Genomic DNA, 19,414 nt, shown 5'->3' with positions numbered 1-19,414 from the left:
ACCGGGCCCCGCGCCACCGCCGGCGCTTCAGCCGAAGGTGACGGGGCCGGTGCGGCCCTCCACCGTGAAGGCCAGCCGGCGCGGGCCCGTCGTGACGGCGGCGCCCACGCCGAGCGCCCGCAGTCGCGAGCGGACCTCCGGGGCATCGGGCGTCCGCAGGACCAGGCCGGTCAGGGCGGTCTCGGGCAGGGCAGCCCCGGTGGGGTGGCCCGCGCTCCCCCAGTCGACCAGGAAGGGCACCAGCCCCGAGGGGTGAGCGGCATCGATGTCCGTCAGCCGCCACGTCAGCCGCGTCCCGTCCGCCGCGGCCCTGCCCATCGTCACGGTCCTCCCGGGGTCGTACCCGCGCCCGCGGGACGCCCGCACCGTCGCGTCGAAGTCGGCCGGGCGGAGCACCCAGGTGGCCACCTTCGGCTCCGTCAGACGGTCGATGCCGAACGGGCGCGGCCGCTGGGGGGCGGGCTGTCCGGGGTCGGGTCCGATGATCTCCAAGTAGGAGCGTCCTCCCAGGGCCACCAAACAGTTGCGCGTCCCCAGGCCGGGATGCGAACCCCCTGCCGCCGGACGCACCCCGGTCAGGCCGGCGAAGGCGCCGACGGTCTCCTCCAGGCGGGGCGTGGCGTAGACGATGTGGTCGAGCTCTTCCGGAACCACCGTGTCACCGGGACCGGTACGCGACCTCGTACGCCATCGCCGACAGCTCCTGCCGCCAGGCGTCGTCCAGGGGCGCGTGCTCCAGCGCGCCGATCGCCTCGGCCACCAGGTGGTCCACGCGCGCCTCGACTTCGGCCCGCACCCCGCTGTCGATGAGCAGGGCGCGCAGCTCGTCGGCGTCCGCCCCGTCCGTGCCGCCGCTCCTGGGCAGCACCAGGGCCCGTACCCGCTCGTCGCGCTGGACGGCGAGGGCCAGCAGCAGGGTCATCTTGTGCTGTGCGAAGTCCAGTCCGGTGGGCTTGCCGGCCGTCTCGGCGTCGCCGAAGGCGTCGATGAGGTCGTCGCGGAGCTGGAAGGCCTCGCCCAGGGCGCGCCCGTAGGCCTCGAAGCCCGCCTCCAAGTCGGTCCGGCCCGCGAGGAGCGCCCCGATGTGGAGCGGGCGGTGGATGGAGTACCGGCCGGACTTGCAGACCGCGACCCAGCGGGACACCTCGGGGTCGGCGTTGTACTCCGCCGCGACCGACACGTCCAGGAACTGGCCCACGATCATCTCGGAGCAGAGCCGCGACCACTCCTCGCGCACCGGTGCGGCGGCCCCGGCCAGCAGCTGGTCGGCGTAGGTCAGGGCCAGGTCGCCCGCGAGGATCGCGGCGCTCTCCCCGAACCGTGCGGAGTCGCCCCGCCAGCCGGCGGCGCCGTGCGCCCGGGCCTGGGCGATGTGCAGCGCCGGGCGGCCGCGGCGGGTGTCGGCCTCGTCGATGACGTCGTCGTGGATGAGCGCGAACACGTGCAGCATCTCCAGCGCGGCGGCCAGGTCCACGAGTCCGGGCTCGCCGGCGCTGCCGCCGGCGGCGAGGAAGCCGGAGACGCAGAAGGCGGGCCGCAGCCGCTTGCCTCCTGCCGCGACCAGGTCGGCGATCCCGCCGATGAGCGGGAGGGCCTGGGGCGCGTCCGCCTTCCAGCGGGCCCGCTCGCCCTCCAGCAGGGTCGCGACGGCCTGCTCGACGTCCTTCAGGACGGCGCCGCGCGCCGCGCGCAGGGCGGGTACCGGCTCGGCGGTGCGCCGCAAGGTGTCCACTGCGGTGGTCAAAGTGTCTCCTCGGCCAAGGGGGTGCTCGGAATGCGCCCGGTGACGGGGTCCGTCAGCCGGGCGGGCATGGCGAAGACGAGGTCCTCGGTGACCCCGCGGGCCACCTCGACGTCGCCGTATCCCAGCTCCGCCAGCTTCTCCACGAGCTCACGGACGAGGAGTTCGGGTGCGCTGGCCCCGGAACTGATGCCGACGGACGAGACGCCCTGCAGCCAGCTCTCGTCCAAGTGGCCCGCGTCGGGGACGAGATGGGACCGGGCGCCGCGGTCGCGGGCTACTTCGACCATGCGTATCGAATTGCTGGAATTGGGGGAACCGACGATCAGCACCAGTTCGTTGGCGCGTGCCAACTCCTTGACCGCGTTCTGGCGGTTCTGGCTGGCGTAGCAGATGTCGTCGCCGTGCGGTCCCACGATGTGGGGGAACCTGCGCTTGAGCGCGTCGACGACCCGGGCGGTCTCGTCGAGCGACAGGGTGGTCTGGGTCAGATAGCCCACGGGGGTGTCGTCCGCCAGGTCCAGGAGGGCGACGTCCTCCACGGTCTCGACGATCAGCGTCCGCTCGGGAGCCTCGCCGTACGTGCCCTCGACCTCCTCGTGGGCGGCGTGGCCGACCAGCAGGATGGTGAAGCCGTCCCGGGCGTAACGGACGGCTTCCTGGTGCACCTTGGCGACCAGCGGGCAGGTGGCGTCGATCACGTCCAGCCGGCGGCCCGCCGCCGCGCTCCGTACCGCGGGTGAGACGCCGTGGGCCGAGAACACGCACACCGCGCCCTCGGGCACCTCCTCCTCGGTGTCGACGAAGACCGCGCCGCGCTTGGTCAGTTCACCGACGACACGGTGGTTGTGCACGATCTCCTTCCGTACGTAGACGGGCGCCCCGTAGAGGTCCAGGGCCCTCTCCACGATGCCGATGGCCCGGCGCACGCCGGCGCAGAACCCCCGGGGCTCGGCCAGGACGATCCGTTTGGTTTCTTTCACAAGAGCTCCATCCCGTGCGCGGCGGCTACCTTTCGAGGATCTCGACGGTGCCGGTGGCGCCGTCGACGGTCACCAACATGCCGTCGGCCAGGATCTCGGTGGCATTGCCCGTGGCCAGGGTCGCCGGGATGCCGTACTCCCGGGCGATGATCGCGGCGTGGGACAGTGCGCCGCCGGTGTCCGTCACCAGTGCGCCGATGCTGGGGAAGACCACGGACCAGACGGGCGAGGTGATCGGACAGACCAGGACGTCGCCGGCGCGGATCTTGTCGAACTCGCCCTCGTCGAGGACGATGCGGACCAGGCCGGTGTAGCGGCCCGCGGAGCCGGGCACGCCGGTCAGCAGGTCGCCGTCGCCCTGCTGGGGGGCCGGCGCCGCACCGCCCATGTGCATCAGCGTCCACTGGAAGGCGCCCATGGTCTCGCGCACCTCGGCCGGGAGCTGCTCCATGGAGGGCGGGGGTCCGGGGCGCTCGCCGTAACCGTCCGGGCCCGGGTTCTCCAGCGCCCAGCGGTGCTCGCCGCGCCGCCGGGTGACGAGCTCCCGCCGGTCGCCACCTTGGGCGAAGGCGTCCAGGGCCTCTTGGGCCTCCAGGAAGAACACGTGCTCGGGGCGGTCCAGCAGGCCACGGGCCACGAGGCGGCCGGCCAGCTCCAGAACGGCCCAGCGCAGCAGCGCGTTGGGCGCGCTGACGGTCCAGTACTCGTTGTCCTCGCGTACGGGGTAGGCCTGCTCGGCGGCGGAGAGCAGCTCGGCGAAGCGGACCGCCTCGGGGCGGCCGGCCAGCGACTCGTGGGCGGCGGCGACGGCGCGGAGCCGGGCCTGAGCGGCCGGCTCGCCGGAGGGACCCGGACCGGTGGCCTGCGTCAGCTGGTCCCGGATCAGGGAGAGGATCAGCTCGGGGCGTTCGCGCAGGGCCGGCTGGGCCACCTCGTACTGGAGCGCGCGGCAGCCGTAGGCGGTGCGGTAGCCCTCGAAGTCCGCGGCGAACCCGGCGTCCTGCTCCAGCGCGGCGCGCAGCGCGGCGAGGGTCGGGGCACCGGCACCGTCGCCGAGGGCCTTCGCCGCGGTGGTGGCCAGCTCGGCCAGGGCCAGGGCCGGGCCGGTGCTCTCGGTGGACAGGCCAGCCAGCAGTTCGAAGGGCTTGCTCTGCTCCCAGCCCAGCGCGTGGGTGACGTAGAGGCCGAACCGGCCCAGTGCGATGGACACCGCGCCCAGCAGGCGGAAGTGGACCTCGGTGCCCTCGCGGTGCAGCGCCAGGACCTCCCCCAGGTGGGCGGTCAGCTCGGCGTCGGAGAGCGCGGGCGGGTCCGCCTTGCCGAGGGCCGCGATGCGCTCCGCGAAGCGGGGGCGGACCGTCTCCTGCCACTCCTCGATCACCCGGGCCGCCCGGTCGCCGCGGGTGGCCTCGACACAGGTGGCGATGCGGGCCGGCACCTCCTCGGGGGACAGCGGCACGGTGCCCATGTAGCGCCAGCCGCCGATCGTCTCGAAGGCCATGCCCTTGAGAAGCAGGCCGAACTCGGCGCACACGTCGCGCAGGACGGCGTTGTTGTGGTCGAGCAGCTCGCGGGTCATGGGCAGCAGCGGCAGCGGGGCGTGCGTGCTGTCCTTCGACCAGAAGCCGCGCGGCGGGTCGATGAGTACGGGGACCGGTTCGGCCGGGGCCTCGGCCATGGCGGTGATCGGCCGGGCCTGGAGCAGGAAGAGCCGGCCGTCGGCGCGGGCCCACTCGATGTCCGTCGGTCCGCCCATGACCTCGGCCACGCGCTCGGCCAGTTCTGCGATCTCCCGCGCCTGTTCCGCGGTGAGGGCTCCGTGCCGGCCGGCGGTGTTGACGGGAGCGCCCGCGCCACCGGTCGGCACGGTCCAGTCGTCCGGGGAGACCTCCCCCGACACCAGTTGCTCGCCGAGGCCGTTGACCGCGCTGACGAGGACCTCGTCCCGGGCGCCGGTGACCGGGTTGGCGGTGAAGGCCACTCCGGCGCTCTCGGCGCGCACCAGCTGCTGCACGAGGACGGCGAGGGGAGCGTCGCCCTCGGCGCCGGCGCCGGCCCGGTAGCTGCGTACGGTGGTGGTGAACGCGGAGGCCCAGCAGGCGCGCAGCGCCCGGTCGAGCGCCTCGGCGCCCTCGACGTCGAGGATCGTGGAGTACTGCCCCGCGTGCGAGGCGTGCTCGCCGTCCTCGTCGATGCCCGAGGAGCGCACGGCCACGGGACCCGTCAGCCGGTCGGCGACCTCCTCGACCGCCTTGCGGATCCCGGCGTCCAGGGTGCGCCCCGCGACCGTGTCGCTGTTGGGCGCCTCCAGTCCCGCCACGTGGCGCCGCATGGCCCGGGCCGTGAAGACGAACCCGTCGGGTACGGGGAACCCGGCGTGCTTCATCCGTGCGAGTACGGCGGCCTTCGCGCCGACTTCGGAGCGGTCCGTCGCCCTCGGGTCGTCCAGGGCCACCACGAGCGGTTCTACGCGGGTTTCGTCGGTCATTCGCTTCTCCTCATCGGGCAGGCAGATCAAGGAAGTCCGCCGCGAGCGCGGCGCTGATGTCGCGCAGGGCGCCGGCGGTGTCCGCCGGCCGCTCGAGCACGTACATGTGGCCGCCCTCCACCAGGCGGGTGGACGAGGCCCCCAGGCGGTCCGCCAACCGCGCCAGGGTCGCGGGCGGGCAGGCCAGGTCCTCGGCGCCGCCGAGCAGGTGGACCGGCGGGGCCAGGGGGCCGGGCTGCCAGCCCCGCCGGCCCAGGACCGCCAGGTCCTCGCGCAGATCGGGCAGCAGGAACCGCAGGACCAGGTCCTCGGAGGCCCCCAGGTCGGGGAGGATGCCCGATTTCGCCGTCGCCGCCAGCAGCGCCCTGTCGTCGAGGCCGAGGAGTGCGCCGGTGTCCGTGTCGGGGACGGGGGGTGCGGAGAGCACCACGTGCAGGTCCTCGGGCCAGTCGCCGCGCAGTTGGACCATGCGGTGCGCGACCGCGGCGCCCAGGCTGTGCCCGAACACGATGCCCGGGCCGCGCAGGTCCGCCGCCAGCAGTCCGAGGTAGAAGTGCGCCAGCGCGTCGAGTCCGCGCTCGCCGCCGGCGAAGCCCGAAGGGGGCTGCACGGCCGTGACGTTCCAGTCGGGGGTGTACCTGGCCATCCGGACGAAGGAGCGTGCCGAACCTCCCGCGAACGGCAGGCAGATCAGGTTGAAGGAGTGGCCCTCTTTCAGCACCACCCGCTCGGGTCCGGCCCTCATGACCGTCGTTCCATTTCTCGCTCCCGGCTCAGGAAACGGGCCGTCTTCCCCGTGGAGGTGGTGGGGATCCGGTCCACCAGGCGGACGGTTCGCGGTTGTTTGTAGGGGGGCAGCGTGCGCCTGAGCGCGGCCAGCACCTGTCCCCGCAGTTCGTCTCCCGCACCGTTGGCGGGGACGATGTGGGCGACGATGCGGGTGACGTCGTCCGCGTCGGGCACTCCGATCACCGTGCACAGCTCGACGCCGGGCACGGCGTGGATCGCGTCCTCGATCTCCGTCGGGATGATCTTCATGCCGCCGACGTTGAGGATGCTGTCGTTGCGGCCCAGGTAGATCCAGCCCCGCTCGGCGTCCAGCACCATGGTGTCGTTGGTGTACACCCAGCCGTCGCGGAAGGTCTCGCCGCTGAGCCCTGGGCGGCCCCAGTAGTGGTCGCCGACGCTGGCGCCGCGCACCCGCAGGTGTCCGCTCTCGCCGACGCCGAGCACCCGGCCCCGGTCATCGACCACTTCGGCTTCGAAGCCCGGCACGGGCAGGCCGGTGGTGCCGGGCGGGGAGACCCCTGGCTCCGTCACCATGAATATGTGCAGGCACTCGGTGGCCCCCAGGCCGTTGACCACCGTCAGCCCGAACTCCTCGGCGAGCCGCTTGCCGAGGTTGGCTCCCAGGTGTTCACCGGCCGAGACGGCCAGCCGTACCGAGGAGAAGTCCAGCCGCTCGGCGGCGCCCGGAATGGCGAGCAGCGCGGCGTAGAGCGTCGGCACGCCGAACAGGAGCGTCGGACGGGTCCTGCTCAGCAGGCTCGCCACGGCGGACGGTTCGGACCGGCCGCCGAAGAGCACCACGCTGGCGCCGACCGAGAAGGGCAGCAGCAGCGAATTGCCGAAGCCGTAGCCGAAGGAGAGCTTGGCGGTGGACAGGAAGCGGTCCTCCCGCGTGATGCCCAACCGGCTGCCGAGGCCCTGGGGGAACGCCAGCAGGCCGCGGTGGAGGTGGACGACCCCCTTGGGGCGGCCCGTGCTTCCGGAGGTGTACTGGATGAGTGCGGGATCCTCCCCCGCACGCCCCACCACCTCTTCCAGGGGCGCTGCCCGCCGTACCTCCTCGGTCAGACAGCGGACCGGGGCGGCGCCGGCCGCGCGGCTCCACAGAACCGTGCCGGGGAAACGCCCGGCGAGGTCGCGCGCCGAGTCGCCGCCTATGGCTTCCGCCACGACGGCACGGGCACCGCTGTCGGCGATCACGTAACTCTGCTCTTCGGCGGTCAGCAGGGGGCTCACGGGTACGGGAACGGCGCCCACCCGCATGGCGGCCAGCACGATCGCGGCGGCGTCGGGACCGTCGTTGAGCACGGTCACGATGCGATCGCCCGGGGCGAGGCCGGCCTCGTCGAGCACCCGGGCCGTCCGGCACACCAGCTCGTGCAGTTGGCGGTACGTCAGTTCGCCCTCGTCGCCGACGATGCAGAGGGCATCGGCCGTGTCCAGGCCCAAGTGCCGGTCCAGGTACCACCATGCGGCGTTGGTCCGCACGCCGTCTCCTCTCATGCCGCCGTCTCCTCCCATGCCGTCCCCTCTCATGCCGTCACCTCCCGCTCCGTCGCCGCGCCGCCCACCAGTACGGCCGTGGCCTTGCCTCCCCGGTCCACGCTCAGACACAGGGCCAGCGGTCCCGTCGGCGCCACCGGCCGCTGCCCGGGCCCGGCGGCCGGGGGTACGACCCCGCGCGCGAGCGCCTCGACCGCGACGGCGACGGCTATGACACCGTCGGCGCCGCCGGCGCGCCCCGTCGTGGCGGTGGCGTTGCACACCGGCAGTTCCGGTCCGAAGACGGCTGCCAGTGCGGCGCGTTCGGCCTCGGCGGCGGGCCCCTCTTCGCAGGCCGTGGTGACGGCCAGGCCCACCTCGGCGGCGTCCCGGCCCGCTTCGCCCAGCGCCGCGCGGACCGCTTCCTCGGCGGCCCCGGCCAGCTCACCCGCGAGCCGCGGCCCGGTGGATCCGGCGGCGGGGGCCGCCGCGGTCTGGCCGGTGCCCAGGATCCTGGTCAGCGCCCGCTCTCCGTCGCGCGTCCGGTCCCGCAGGACGAGTACGGCAGCGGCCTCTCCCTCGGGAACGGCCTCTCCCCCGAACGTCGTGGTGCCGGGGTGGCCCGGGTCCGCGCCGCAGAGGGTGTCCAGGCCGGCGGCGATGACGGTGTCGCAGACGCCCGCGCCCACCTGCTGGGCTCCGGTGACCACCGCGTCCAGGCCGGCGGTGGCGCCCGAGGACAGGGTGAGGTTCGGCCCTCGGGCGGCCAGGTGGATGGACAGCTGGGCGGCGGGGGCGTTGTAGCCGGACTGGGGACCCCACACGGGGTTGACCGGTCGTACGGTCCCGCCACCGGCGGCCTCGTGGATCGCGATGTATTCGTTGCGGCCCGCGTGCAGCGTGCCCAGGACCACGCCCGTGCGGTCGGCGTCGGCCTCCGCGCCCGGCGCCGCTCCGGCGGTGTGCACGGCGTAGACCAGCAGGCGGCTGTCGCGGCCGAAGGAACGGTACGCCCGCGCCCCGATCACGTCGGTGAGGTCGAGCGGCTCCTGTACGTGGGCTGCGAACACCTCGCGGCCGGACCTCTGGTCCTGCTCGTCCGGCGGTCCCGGCATCGTGTGGGCGACGCGCGGGATCTCCCTGCTGGTGAAGGGCCGTCGGTGGCCCAGCATGTCGTCGAAGAGTGCCGCTACCGATGTTCCGGAGGCCGTGACCGCACCCGCTGCGGTAACGGTCACGCCGGCGGCCGGCGGTGACAGGTTCGGGGTAACCACATCAGTCCTTGGGTGTGAGAGGGGCACGGGCCGGGAAGCAGCCTCAGGCGGCGTGCCGGCTGAAGACGACGGTCGAGGTGTTCCCGCCGAAGCCGAAGGCGTTGCTCAGCGCGACGCGCACGGGCATGTCGCGGGCCGCGCCGGTGATCATGTCCAGGTCCGCGCAGGCCTCGTCGGCCTCCCGCAGCGTGGGATTGCCCGGCACCCGGCCGCGCTGGATGGCCAGGACACAGGCGATCGCTTCCAGCAGGCTGGCTCCGCCCTGGGAGTGGCCGAGCATCCCCTTGACCGAGGAGACCGCGGGCCGGCCGCCGTGCGCGCCGAAGTACTCCGCGAGGCAGGCTGCCTCCAGGGAGTCGTTGGCGGGGGTTCCGGTCCCGTGCGCGCTGACGTGGTCCACGTCCCGCGGGGCGATCCCGGCCTGTTCGAGACTGTCCCGCATGCAGCGGAGCATGCCCAGGCCCTGGGGGTGGGGGGCGGTCATGTGGTGGGCGTCGGCGGCCACCGCGTACCCCCGCAGCTCCGCGAGAACGGTGGCGCCGCGGGCCACCGCGTGCTCCAGCGATTCCAGGACCAGGACGGCCCCGGCCTCCGAGGGCATCATTCCGCGGCGGTCGCGGTCGAAGGGGCGCACCTGGTCGGGGGCGAGCGCGCGCAGGGCCGTGAACAGCTGGAAGACGGCCTGCGACAGCTCGTCCACGCCGGCGGCGACCATGGCGTCGGCCCGGCCCGAACGGATGCAGTCGGCCGCCGTCGCGATGGCGGTGTTGCCGGCGGCGCACCCGGCCGCGACCACGTGCCGGGGGCCCCGCAGCCCGAACTGGGCCGCGGGGACGTCGGCCAGCAGTCCGGGGGTGTCCCAGGAACGGTCCGCCCCGGTCCCCCGCCCCTGGCGGCGCAGCTCCTCCAGGTGCGGGCGGGTCCCCATCACCGTTCCCACCACCATCCCCACCCGCCGGGGGTCGACGGGGTGCAGGAGCCCGGCGTCGCCCAACGCCCTGGAGGCCGAGTGGCTGACGTAGCGGACGGAGCGGGGCGTGAGGCTCCCGTCGGGCGCGGCCGCGGCCGTCAGGCCGATGTCGCTGACCTCGCCAGCCCGGTGGGTGGGGTAGCCGTCCGTACGGAACCGGGTGATGGGGCCGGTCGCCACCTTGCCGGTGGTGAGGTTCTCCCAGAAGGTCTCCACCTCGCTGCCCAGCGGGGAGGCCAGGCCCATGCCGGTCACCACCACGCGGGGCCGTCCCCGGTGGTCACGAAACATGCAGGGCCACCTGGTGGGTGAGGTCCTCGACGGTGTCGCTGGTCGCGGCCTGTTCATTGGTCAGCCGGCAGCCGAACCGGCTCTCGACGTACGCGATGACTTCGAGCTTCTGCAGCGAGTCGCCACCGAGGTCGTTGTAGAAATGGGCGCTCCGCCGGACTTCCTCCTGCGGCAGGCTCAGAACGATCGCGACGATCTCCCGCACCCCGGACCTGATGTCTGACTCGTTCATGCTGTTCCTACTTTCCAGCGGTTTTGGCGGACAGGGCTCCCCAGCGCCCGAGTTGGGCGAAGCTCAGGCCCCCGGACCAGTGCAGGGCCTTCGATGCCAGGAGCCACAAGCCGACGCTCACCAGGAACGCGGCGACCGTCGCCGGTTCGGGAACGGCCACCAGGAGGGCGATCGCCAGGAAGTAGAAGGTGTGGTTGTGCATCACTTCGCGGGCGGCCTCGCGGTCCTCGGGCGCCTCGGCCCGGGAGGCCGCGGCGACGACGAGCGCGGACAGTACGGCGAGCGGGAGGAGCAGCAGCGAGATCACCGGCAGCTTCCCCAGGGCGACGAAGAGCGCCAGGAGCAGGAAGGGCGAGCCGATCAGCCCGTAGAGGGCGGCGCCCCGCCGGAACTTGACCAGGGCCGGCCACAGACTGCTGTAGTTCAGCTCGCGGTCCCCCTCGACGTCCGTGATGTCCTTGATCCCGGACAGCCCCAGGCTGAACGCCGCGAGGACCACCGCGATCGGCACGACGGGAGAGAGCGGCGTGGCTTGGTCCGAGTGGATGGCCCACCCCGTGAGCAGCGGGGTGACCATGGGTGTGGTGAGCACGATCAGGGACAGCACTCGGCGGCGCTTGAAGGTCGGGCCGACGGAATAGCCGATGGCTATGCCGATGTCGATCAGGAGCATGACCGGGAGGAGGACGCCGGGGTGCTCCCACACCAGGGCTGCACCCATGAGGCAGAACAGCACCCAGGCTCCCACGCAGACATGTCTCAGCCGCGCCCACCCGAACTCCTCGCACAGGGCTGTGCGTTCGGGCCGGTTGATCACATCGGCCTCGCGGTCGGCCAACCGGTTCACGGACTCGGCCCCGACGCAGTAGGAGAGCCACATCGGCAGGCTGAGCAGGGCCCATTTCAGGTCGAGCCGGCCGTTGGCCGACAGCCCCGCCATGAAGCCCACCCAGTAGCACGCGGTGAACCGGATGCTGCAGCTGCGCAGCAGGAGCAGCACGGCCCTTGCGACGGGGGGCCTTTGAGCCTCGTTCGACCGGACGGTCGTGTACGCACCCATCTCAGGCGGCCCTCTTGGTGACCACCAGGGGGAGCCGGGCCGGGCCTCGCAGTCCCATTCCGGGCTTGTAGGCGATCGTCTCCTCGGCCAGCTCCATCGCGGTGATCCGCGCGGTCAGTCCGAGCAGTGCCTCCTTGGCCATCATGAGCGCCAGCGGGGCGCCCAGGCAGTAGTGGATGCCGCGGCTGAAGGAGAGGTGGCCCCTGCCGTCGCGGTCGATGTCGAAGGCATCGGGGTTGGTGAAGACGCGCTCGTCCCGGTTGGCCGCGGCCACCAGCAGGATGACCGCGTCACCCGGTTCGATGAGCCGGCCGTGCAGTTCGACCTCCTGCAGGGCGATCCGCCCCACCTGGTGGGCGGGGGGCTCCAGGCGCAGGATCTCGTCGAGGGTCGCGTCCATCGTCTGCGGCTCGGCGACGAGCCGGGCGAAGGCCTTCGGGTGGCGCGAGAAGAGGATGGCCGCGTTGCCCAGCAGGTTGGAGAAGGTCTCCTGGGCCGCGACGACGAGCAGCACGCAGGTGGCGGCGATCTCCTGGGTGGTCAGGGCGCTGCCCTCGTCCCGGGCGCGGACCAGGGTGGAAATGAGGTCGTCGCCGGCGGACGCGGCGCGCCGGGTGGCCAGATCGACGAAGTACGTGGTGCACGCGGCGACCGCTTCGCGGCGGGCCCGGGCGGTCTCGGGGGACAGCTGGACGTCCAGGTCGAGCAGGCCGGCGATCTCGGCCGACCACTCGGTGAAGCGGGCCTGGTCCTCGGCCGGGATGCCCAGCATGGTGCCGAGGACCCGGATCGGCAGGGGTGTGGCCAGCCGCTCCATGACGTCGAAGTGTCGGGGCAGTTCGCCGAGCAGGTCCTCCACGATGGCGGCGACCGACTCGCGCAGGGCGGCGATGGTGGCGGGGGTGAAGGCCTGGGAGACCAGGCCCCGCAGCCGGGTGTGCTCCGGCGGGTCGGTCAGCATGAACAGCTTGGCGTCCCAGTCGTCCAGGCCCAGGCCGAGGAACGGCGGCGGCTCGTCGCCGACCTCGCCCATCACCTGCTCGAAGAACTTGGAGTTGGCGAAGTCCTTGCCCATTCTGCGGTCCCGGAGCAGCATCTCGCAGTCCTCGTAGCGGCTCACCAGCCACGCGCCCAACGGGCCGCGCAGTACCGGGAATTCGTCGCGCAGAATGCGATAGGCGGGGTACGGGTCCGCCTGGAGGGCCGGATCGGCCGGGTTGAAGGCGAGTTCTCCGGACCCGGCCCCGAATACCGGCTCGCTCTCGATTTCAGTCATTCACACACCTCTCTCACAGCAGCCCGCCGAGCACCGGGGCCATTCCGGCTTTGCGCGGTGGGTCGGATACGTACGCACTCGCGCGATCCGGCGGCCTTACGGGACGATCTCCTCCAGCCGTACCGTCGCGCTCATCCCCGCGGGATAGGCGACCGCCGCGGTCCAGGGTTCGGTCAGCGACAGGTCCTCGATGCGCCAGGGACGGGGAGACCCGCTGACACCGGCCCTTACCGTCACCGGTTCCAATACCTCGGGCTGGACGTCCAGACGATTCATCGGAGCGACTATGCCGATCCCGACTGCCTTGAGAATCGCTTCCTTCCGGGTCCAGCACCGGTAGAACGTCTTGAGCGAGGTCCGGGGATCGCCGCGCCCCAGGAGGAGGGCCCGCTCCCGGGGGGTCAGCACGACCGACCCGAGCAGGTCCACGTCCAGGGACCGGGCCCCTTCCACATCGACACCGATCGGATAGCCGGCCACGGCGAGTACGCCGCATCCGGCGGTGCGGGAGAGGCTGATCCGCAGCGGGGTCTGTGGCCGGATCACCGTGGGTGGGCCGTGCCCGAGGTCACCGCAGTCGGGGCAGGCGAGCCGCCCGAAGACGATCTCGCCGGGCGTCACGCCGAGCAGCTCGGCGAGGATCCGTCGCACCATGGTGCGACCTGTTATGTAGTCCGCGATCGTCTGCGGCTTGCGCATCTTCGACACGCGTCGCTGTTCATCGGGGCCGAGCAGGTGCAGCCCGGCCGGATCAGCGCCATCCGGGGTCTTCCACCACCACACGTGCAGTTCACCGGTGGCAATGCGCTCCGGGGCTGCGACTGCGGTCAAGACCGACTCGCGGATCTTGTTGCGCTCCAGCGCAGGAGTGAAAGGTTGCATCATCTCTTTACCCGTATGGAATCTGCTTCAGAGCTGGAGGCATTTGCCCCCAAGGGGGCGGCGAGCCGGGCCCCAGCACCCTGGCCACATGGCTCGCCGCGCCTGAGCGGCCCCGGTTCCCGGACGGTTCCGGTGCGATCTCACACCGGTCCGGGGCCGGTCACCAGGGCCCTCGGGCTCAGGCCCACTTCGCGTATTCCTTGACGACGTTGTAGACGTGTCGGAGGTTGTCCATGCGCGGCAGTTCCTCCTGCGGCACCTCGACGTCGAACTCCTTGTCGATGCGGGACAGGATCTCGATGGCCCGCAGGGAGTCGGCCTCGTACTCCTCGACGAACAGGCCCGTGTCGGTCAGCTCGGCCGTGTCGATCTCGAGGATGTCGGCGACGATCTCGCGCAGGGTCTCGAGGCGGGCGTTCTCAACTTCGGTGATGGCCATTCTTCATTCCCTTTTCGGAGTACTGGCGAGCAATTACGAGCGAGCGGATCCTTATCGACCCGGCCCGCATTCCCTTCGAACGCTTCAAACACTAAGCCGGATCGGCGAACCCGTCGGATTCCGTGTCCACAAGGTGCCATTCACGGCAGTCGACCCCGCCGGGGGGCGAATTCGCGGACAGAAGTGGCCCGGGTCAGCGGGTGACCCAGGAGCGCGGCGAACGGCCGCCGTGCCAGAGGTCGGGCCATCGCGCACCGCGCGGGGCGCCCGAAGTGCTGTGCGCCGTACGGGAGTCACGGGCGCCGGCGGTGGCGGCGAGTACGGCGGTCACCGCGGCCAGCTCCTCGTCGGTCGGGTGTCCCCGGACGATGTGGAGGGCGAGGGAGGGGCGGGAGGCGGAAGGACCCTGGGTGTCCGTCATGCGGGCTGGTTCCCGTGCTTGCGCACCGGCAGGGGCGCGTGCTTCTCGCGGAGCATCGCGAGGGCAGCGATGAGCACCTCGCGGGTGTCGGCGGGGTCGATGACATCGTCCACGAGGCCGCGTTCGGCCGCGTAGTACGGGTGCATCAGCTCGGCCTTGTACTCCTTGACCAGCTGGAGGCGGGTGGCCTCGGGATCGTCCGCCGCGGCGATCTGACGGCGGAAGACCACGTTGGCGGCGCCCTCCGCGCCCATCACCGCGATCTCGTTGGTCGGCCAGGCATAGGAGAGGTCGGCGCCGATCGAGCGGGAGTCCATGACGATGTACGCGCCGCCGTACGCCTTGCGCAGGATCAGCGAGATCCGCGGGACGCTGGCGTTGCAGTACGCGTACAGGAGCTTCGCGCCGTGCCGGATGATGCCGCCGTGCTCCTGGTCGACGCCCGGCAGGAAGCCGGGCACGTCCACGAGCGTGACCAGCGGGATGTTGAAGGCGTCGCAGAACTGGACGAAGCGTGCGGCCTTCTCCGAGGAGTGGATGTCGAGCACCCCGGCCATCGACTGCGGCTGGTTGGCGACGATGCCCACCACCTGTCCGTCGAGGCGGGCCAGGGTGCAGATCACCGAGGCCGCCCAGCGCTCGTGCACCTCCATGTGCTCGCCCTCGTCGACGAGTTCCTCGATGACCCGGCGCATGTCGTAGGGGCGGCTGCCGTCGCTGGGCACCAGGCCGCGCAGCGTCTCGCCCGAGGGGTCGGACGGGGCTCCGGCGGGGACGGCCGGCGGGATCTGCCGGTTGTTGTCCGGCAGCATCGACAGCAGGTAGCGGACTTCGGCGAGGCAGGTCTCCTCGTCGTCGTAGGCGAAGTGCGCGACGCCCGAGACCTCGGCGTGCACGTCGGCGCCGCCCAGGCCGTTCTGGGTGACCTGTTCGCCGGTGACGGCCTGGACCACGTCGGGCCCGGTGATGAACATCTGGGAGGTCTCGCGGACCATGAAGACGAAGTCGGTCAGCGCCGGCGAGTAGGCGGCGCCGCCCGCGCAGGGCCCGAGCATCACGCTGATCTGCGGGATGACGCCCGACGCCTTGGTGTTGCGGGCGAAGATGCCGCCGTACCCGGCCAGCGCCGAGACGCCCTCCTGGATGCGCGCGCCCGCACCGTCGTTGAGGCTGACCAGCGGAGCTCCGGCGGCGAGCGCCATGTCCATGATCTTGTGGATCTTGGTGGCGTGCGCTTCGCCGAGCGAGCCGCCGAAGATGCGGAAGTCGTGGGCGTACGTGAAGACCGTGCGGCCGTGCACGGTGCCCCAGCCGGTCACCACGCCGTCGGTGTGGGGCCGCTTGTCCTCCAGCCCGAATCCGGTGGCCCGGTGCCGGCGAAACGTCTCGACCTCCCGGAAGGAACCTTCGTCGAAGAGCAGCGCGATGCGCTCACGGACGGTCAGTTTCCCTTTGGCGTGCTGCTGTTCGGTGGCCCTGGCGCTGCCCTGTTCGGCCTCGTCCCGGATCCGTCGCAGCTCGGCCGCGCGCATCGTGCTGTCGTCCAGCTTCATGAGTCACTTCCCTACATGCCGTGCGAACAGGTCGCCGGGCGTTTGCCGCCACCCCGGACGGGGGTGCGGGTGCGGGCTATTTCGTGCGGGTGGCCACGACGTCGCACAGGGCCTCCAGGGCCCGCAGGGCCGGCCCGGACGGCAGGCCACGCAGGGCCGAGCGGGCCATGTCGAGCCGCTCGTCCCTGATCGCCCGGGCCTGGGCCATGACCTCGGATCCGCTCAGGAGGTCCAGCGCCCTGCGGTGGTCCGCGCCCGCGATCCCCGTGGGGGAGTTCAGCAGGGCGCGCAGTGCGTCGTCGCGGGGGTCCTCGCCGGTGAGGGCGAGCAGGATGGGGAGGCCGGCCGTGCCGACCGCCAGGTCCTTGCCCTGCTCCTTGCCGGTCAGTGCGGACGAGGAGGTGATGTCGAGCAGGTCGTCGGATATCTGGAACGCCACCCCGAGCTGTTCCCCGTACTCCGCGAGTGCGTCCCCGATTTCGGCGGAAGCTCCGGACTGGAGCGCGCCGAGCCTGAGCGAGTGGGAGAGCAGGGCCGCCGTCTTGTCCGATATCACGCGGAAGTAGTGGGGCAGCGGGCCCTCGTCCGGTGAGGGCCCGAGGAGCTCCAGCATCTGGCCGCGCACCAGGCGCTCGGCGGCCTGCGCGTGCAGCGGCGTGGTCGAGTGCGCGAGGTCCGCGGAGAGCTGGGCGGCCGTGGCCAGCAGCCAGTTGCCCGCCATGACGGCGACGGAGTTGCCCCAGCGGGCGTTGGCGCTGGGCACCCCGTGGCGGATGCGGGCCACGTCCATGACGTCGTCGTGGTAGAGCGAGGCGGCGTGGGTGAGTTCGGAGATCACGGCGGCATCGATGACGCCCGGTGTCCGTGGATCACCGAACTCGGCCGCCAGAAGGGTGAGGAGCGGCCTCAGCCGTTTGCCGCCCGCCGCGACGAGATAGCCGACCACGTCGGCCACGTAGGGATCGGAGGCCCGCGCGGCGCATGCGACGAGCTGCTCCTCCACCAGTTCCAGGCTCGCGGAGAGCCTGTTCTCAAGCCTGATCCCGAGCCTGTTCTCGCGTCGGTTCCCGCGTCTGTTCTCGCGTCCGTTCTCGCGTCCGTCCTCCCGTACGACGATCCGGGAAACCAGCGAACGGGCCCGGGCCCTTGCGGTCAGCGTTGACATCCACCCCTCCTTCGGGGCGCGTCGCCATCGTCACGGCCCTCGCCGCTGAACCGTAGGAGCGCGGTGTCCGCCGGTCACAGGAAAACCCGTACGGATGTCCTCAAGAGGACATAAGGCATTCGGACCCGGCCGGTTGCCGGCGGGAGTTCCGGAGCGACTGTCAACAACCTGTCGGCAATCAAACTCGGAGCCTTCGCCTCCGTGCCGGCGCGCAAAACTTGATCGACCTAGGCCGTCTCTTTCGGATCTTGCCGGTCAGGTCCGCGTCGTCCGGTGCCGTGCCTCGGCGCGCTGCCGGGGCTCCCGCGTACTGGACGTACTCGGGTGGCCCGGCAGTGCGGCGAGGTGCGGTGCCGGGCGGCGCGGACCCGGCAAGATCCGAAAGAGACGGCCTAGGCCTCGAAAGACGACGAAGGGAAGTGGTGGAAGCGGTGAACCGGCGATGGGTGGCGTCCGGCCCCCGACACAAGGGGGGCCTCGCAGAACGTGCGGCTCCCGGCCCCGCTGCGGCGGGGAGCGGCCTCGATGCCCTGGAGGTCGCCCTGTTCAAGGCACACGGGCTCATCGAATCGGGTATGTCCACCCATGGGAGCGCCCTCGCCCAGGGCCCGGCCATGTCGGTGCCGCCACCGTCCGGCAGCACCATGCCGATGGACACGGACCGGAAGGTGGGGCGTCTGATCGCCCTCGCCCAGTGGTCCGTCGGCATGGTGCTGCCGGCCGGTGGCGATCAGGTGCGGGCCATGTGCGCGGCCGTGGCGGACCTCGGCGAGCAGCGCCGCCGGGGGCTCGTCATCCGGCTGCTGTGCACGTCGGGTCCGCCCGACGGCGAGACGGTGCGCGCCCTGTCGGACAGCGGGATGGCGCCCTCGACCCGAGTGGCGACGACCCGCTCCCAGGAGGCCGTCATCGTGGACGGCAGGGTGGCGTTCCTGCCCGGAGAGGGACCCGGTCCCTGCCATGCCACCGTACGGAGTCCCGCCGTGGTGCGGGTGCTGGAGTCGCTGTTCGCCGGCGCCTGGGACACGGCCGTGCCCCTGGCCGACTACGACCGCCTGCGGCACTGCACCCGGAGCGAGACGGCGCGCAGTGTCCTGACCCATCTCGGCGCGGGGCTCACGGACGACGCCGGGGCGCGGGAGATGCGGGTTTCGCTGCGCACCTACCGCCGTCATGTGGCCGAGCTCATGCGGGCCCTGGGGGCCAGCACACGCTTCGAGGCAGGTGCCCGGGCCGTCGAGCTGGGGCTGATGCCCTGGTACGGGTGATGCCGCCGTGCACACCCCCGCATCAGGGCCGCCCGCGGGAGCGGCGTGGAGCGACGGCCGTACGGATCCACGCGTGAGGGAATACGAGATCGGGCGGGCCCTCCTCGAGGTCAGCGCCCTGATAGAGGACACGCTTGCCATGCGCCGGGACAGGGAGTCCGAGGAGTCGCTCGTCATTCCGGTGGAACCGGACGAGACGGCGCTGCTCGCGGCGGCCGGGGAACTGATCGGCCGGGCCGGGCGGTCGGTGGACGTCTCCTTCGCCGAGCACACCACCCGCTCCCGGGACATCGCCGGACTCCTGCGCTCGCTGGTGGCCGCGCGGGGCGACGCGGTCCGCGTACGGCTGCTGTTCGCCCGGTCGGCGCCCGGCTGGGACCGGCTGCGGGAGCACCTGGACCATCCCGTGGCGAGCGAGGGCTTCGACGTCCGGATCGCCCGCGTCCCCCTGGTCGACTCCCTCGTCGTGGACGGCCGGAGCGCTCTGCTGATCGCCGATTCGGCCATCGGGCCACAGGCGTCCGTCACCCGGGGGACCGAGGTGCTGGGGGCGCTGAGCGCCCTCTTCGCGGCCGTGTGGAACGGCGCCGCTCCCGTGCCCGGCCGGATCGACTGGGGCGACCGGGCGCGTTCGGAGTTCGCGGGGCGGATCCTGCGGTGTCTGCACGCCGGCATGGCGGACGAGGTGGCGGCCTGTGAGCTGTCGGTGTCCATGCGGACGTACCGGCGCTACGTGGCGGAGATCATGACGGCCCTGGGCGCGAACTCCCGCTTCCAGGCGGGTCTTCACGCGGCCGAGCTCGGACTGCTGCCCGTCCTGGGAGCCCGCGGGGGCCTGCCGGAGGCTGCCCGGGAGGCCGGGTGCGCGCAGGGACGGACGGATGCTCCCGAGGGGAGCAATGGCACCTTCCTGTAACGGTGGTTGTGGTGGGAAGGCCTTTTCGATCAAGAATGGGGCAGGAGCTCGGCGCCGCTGGACCACCGTTCCGGTCCCCTGCGGAGAGCTCCTGACCCGGCCGGCCCCCTGTGTCCCCCGACGCGGCCGACCGGGTGCGTGACCGGGGGTCACCTGCGCAAACCCCCGTGCGCTTCGACCCCCG

The 19,414-nt window shown here is 72.2% G+C and carries 18 protein-coding genes; 2 read left to right on the top strand and 16 right to left on the bottom strand.

Features of this window, described 5'->3' with window-relative positions:
- Positions 1-27: 27 nt before the first annotated feature.
- The 16 genes from OHU74_RS27985 to OHU74_RS27910 form a co-directional block, all read right to left on the bottom strand.
- Positions 28-654 carry a VOC family protein gene (locus OHU74_RS27985; protein WP_371618422.1) on the bottom strand — a complete coding sequence of 209 codons (627 nt, stop codon included), beginning with the start codon at positions 652-654 and terminating at the stop codon, positions 28-30.
- 4 nt (positions 655-658) lie between these two features.
- Entirely contained in the window at positions 659-1,744 is a 1,086-nt protein-coding gene (locus OHU74_RS27980; RefSeq protein ID WP_371618421.1) for a polyprenyl synthetase family protein, read from the bottom strand.
- Entirely contained in the window at positions 1,741-2,724 is a 984-nt protein-coding gene (locus OHU74_RS27975; RefSeq protein ID WP_371618420.1) for a 4-hydroxy-3-methylbut-2-enyl diphosphate reductase, read from the bottom strand. The genes OHU74_RS27980 and OHU74_RS27975 overlap by 4 nt, the downstream gene beginning before the upstream one ends.
- A gap of 25 nt (positions 2,725-2,749) precedes the next feature.
- Complete coding sequence (locus tag OHU74_RS27970; RefSeq protein WP_371618419.1) at positions 2,750-5,212, bottom strand: PEP/pyruvate-binding domain-containing protein; 2,463 nt, start codon at positions 5,210-5,212, stop codon at positions 2,750-2,752.
- A gap of 10 nt (positions 5,213-5,222) precedes the next feature.
- Positions 5,223-5,957, bottom strand: coding sequence for a thioesterase II family protein (locus OHU74_RS27965; protein WP_371618418.1), 735 nt, complete (start codon positions 5,955-5,957; stop codon positions 5,223-5,225).
- On the bottom strand, positions 5,954-7,504 hold the full coding sequence (locus OHU74_RS27960) for a benzoate-CoA ligase family protein (protein WP_371618417.1): 1,551 nt from the start codon (positions 7,502-7,504) through the stop codon (positions 5,954-5,956). Before OHU74_RS27960 ends, OHU74_RS27965 begins: the two co-directional genes overlap by 4 nt.
- A gap of 29 nt (positions 7,505-7,533) precedes the next feature.
- A complete protein-coding gene (locus OHU74_RS27955) occupies positions 7,534-8,721 on the bottom strand; it encodes a beta-ketoacyl synthase N-terminal-like domain-containing protein (protein WP_371618416.1) in 1,188 nt (395 codons plus the stop codon).
- A gap of 79 nt (positions 8,722-8,800) precedes the next feature.
- Positions 8,801-10,018, bottom strand: a complete 1,218-nt coding sequence (locus OHU74_RS27950; RefSeq protein WP_371618415.1) for a beta-ketoacyl synthase — start codon at positions 10,016-10,018, stop codon at positions 8,801-8,803.
- Positions 10,008-10,250 (bottom strand): acyl carrier protein, encoded by a 243-nt coding sequence (locus OHU74_RS27945; protein ID WP_371618414.1) that lies wholly within the window; start codon positions 10,248-10,250, stop codon positions 10,008-10,010. The genes OHU74_RS27950 and OHU74_RS27945 overlap by 11 nt, the downstream gene beginning before the upstream one ends.
- A 7-nt stretch (positions 10,251-10,257) precedes the next feature.
- Entirely contained in the window at positions 10,258-11,310 is a 1,053-nt protein-coding gene (locus OHU74_RS27940) for a UbiA family prenyltransferase (RefSeq protein WP_371618413.1), read from the bottom strand.
- Position 11,311: 1 nt separating this feature from the next.
- Positions 11,312-12,586, bottom strand: a complete 1,275-nt coding sequence (locus OHU74_RS27935) for a cytochrome P450 (protein WP_371618412.1) — start codon at positions 12,584-12,586, stop codon at positions 11,312-11,314.
- Between the two features lie 96 nt (positions 12,587-12,682).
- Positions 12,683-13,471 carry a 4'-phosphopantetheinyl transferase superfamily protein gene (locus OHU74_RS27930; protein ID WP_371618411.1) on the bottom strand — a complete coding sequence of 263 codons (789 nt, stop codon included), beginning with the start codon at positions 13,469-13,471 and terminating at the stop codon, positions 12,683-12,685.
- A gap of 175 nt (positions 13,472-13,646) precedes the next feature.
- Positions 13,647-13,907, bottom strand: a complete 261-nt coding sequence (locus OHU74_RS27925) for an acyl carrier protein (protein WP_371618410.1) — start codon at positions 13,905-13,907, stop codon at positions 13,647-13,649.
- Between the two features lie 193 nt (positions 13,908-14,100).
- A complete protein-coding gene (locus OHU74_RS27920; protein ID WP_371618409.1) occupies positions 14,101-14,328 on the bottom strand; it encodes an acyl-CoA carboxylase epsilon subunit in 228 nt (75 codons plus the stop codon).
- On the bottom strand, positions 14,325-15,881 hold the full coding sequence (locus OHU74_RS27915; RefSeq protein ID WP_371618408.1) for an acyl-CoA carboxylase subunit beta: 1,557 nt from the start codon (positions 15,879-15,881) through the stop codon (positions 14,325-14,327). The genes OHU74_RS27920 and OHU74_RS27915 overlap by 4 nt, the downstream gene beginning before the upstream one ends.
- Before the next feature lie 76 nt (positions 15,882-15,957).
- Positions 15,958-17,046, bottom strand: a complete 1,089-nt coding sequence (locus tag OHU74_RS27910; protein WP_371618407.1) for a polyprenyl synthetase family protein — start codon at positions 17,044-17,046, stop codon at positions 15,958-15,960.
- Positions 17,047-17,621: 575 nt separating this feature from the next.
- On the opposite strand from OHU74_RS27910, the gene OHU74_RS27905 reads away from it, so the two are divergent.
- A complete protein-coding gene (locus OHU74_RS27905) occupies positions 17,622-18,314 on the top strand; it encodes a hypothetical protein (protein ID WP_371618406.1) in 693 nt (230 codons plus the stop codon).
- Positions 18,315-18,387: 73 nt separating this feature from the next.
- Positions 18,388-19,230 carry a LuxR family transcriptional regulator gene (locus tag OHU74_RS27900; RefSeq protein WP_371618405.1) on the top strand — a complete coding sequence of 281 codons (843 nt, stop codon included), beginning with the start codon at positions 18,388-18,390 and terminating at the stop codon, positions 19,228-19,230.
- Positions 19,231-19,414 lie beyond the last annotated feature (184 nt).

The sequence above is a fragment of the Streptomyces sp. NBC_00454 genome, assembly GCF_041434015.1.
Taxonomy (GTDB): Bacteria; Actinomycetota; Actinomycetes; order Streptomycetales; family Streptomycetaceae; genus Streptomyces.
This window is presented reverse-complemented; position numbering and strand designations above follow the sequence as displayed.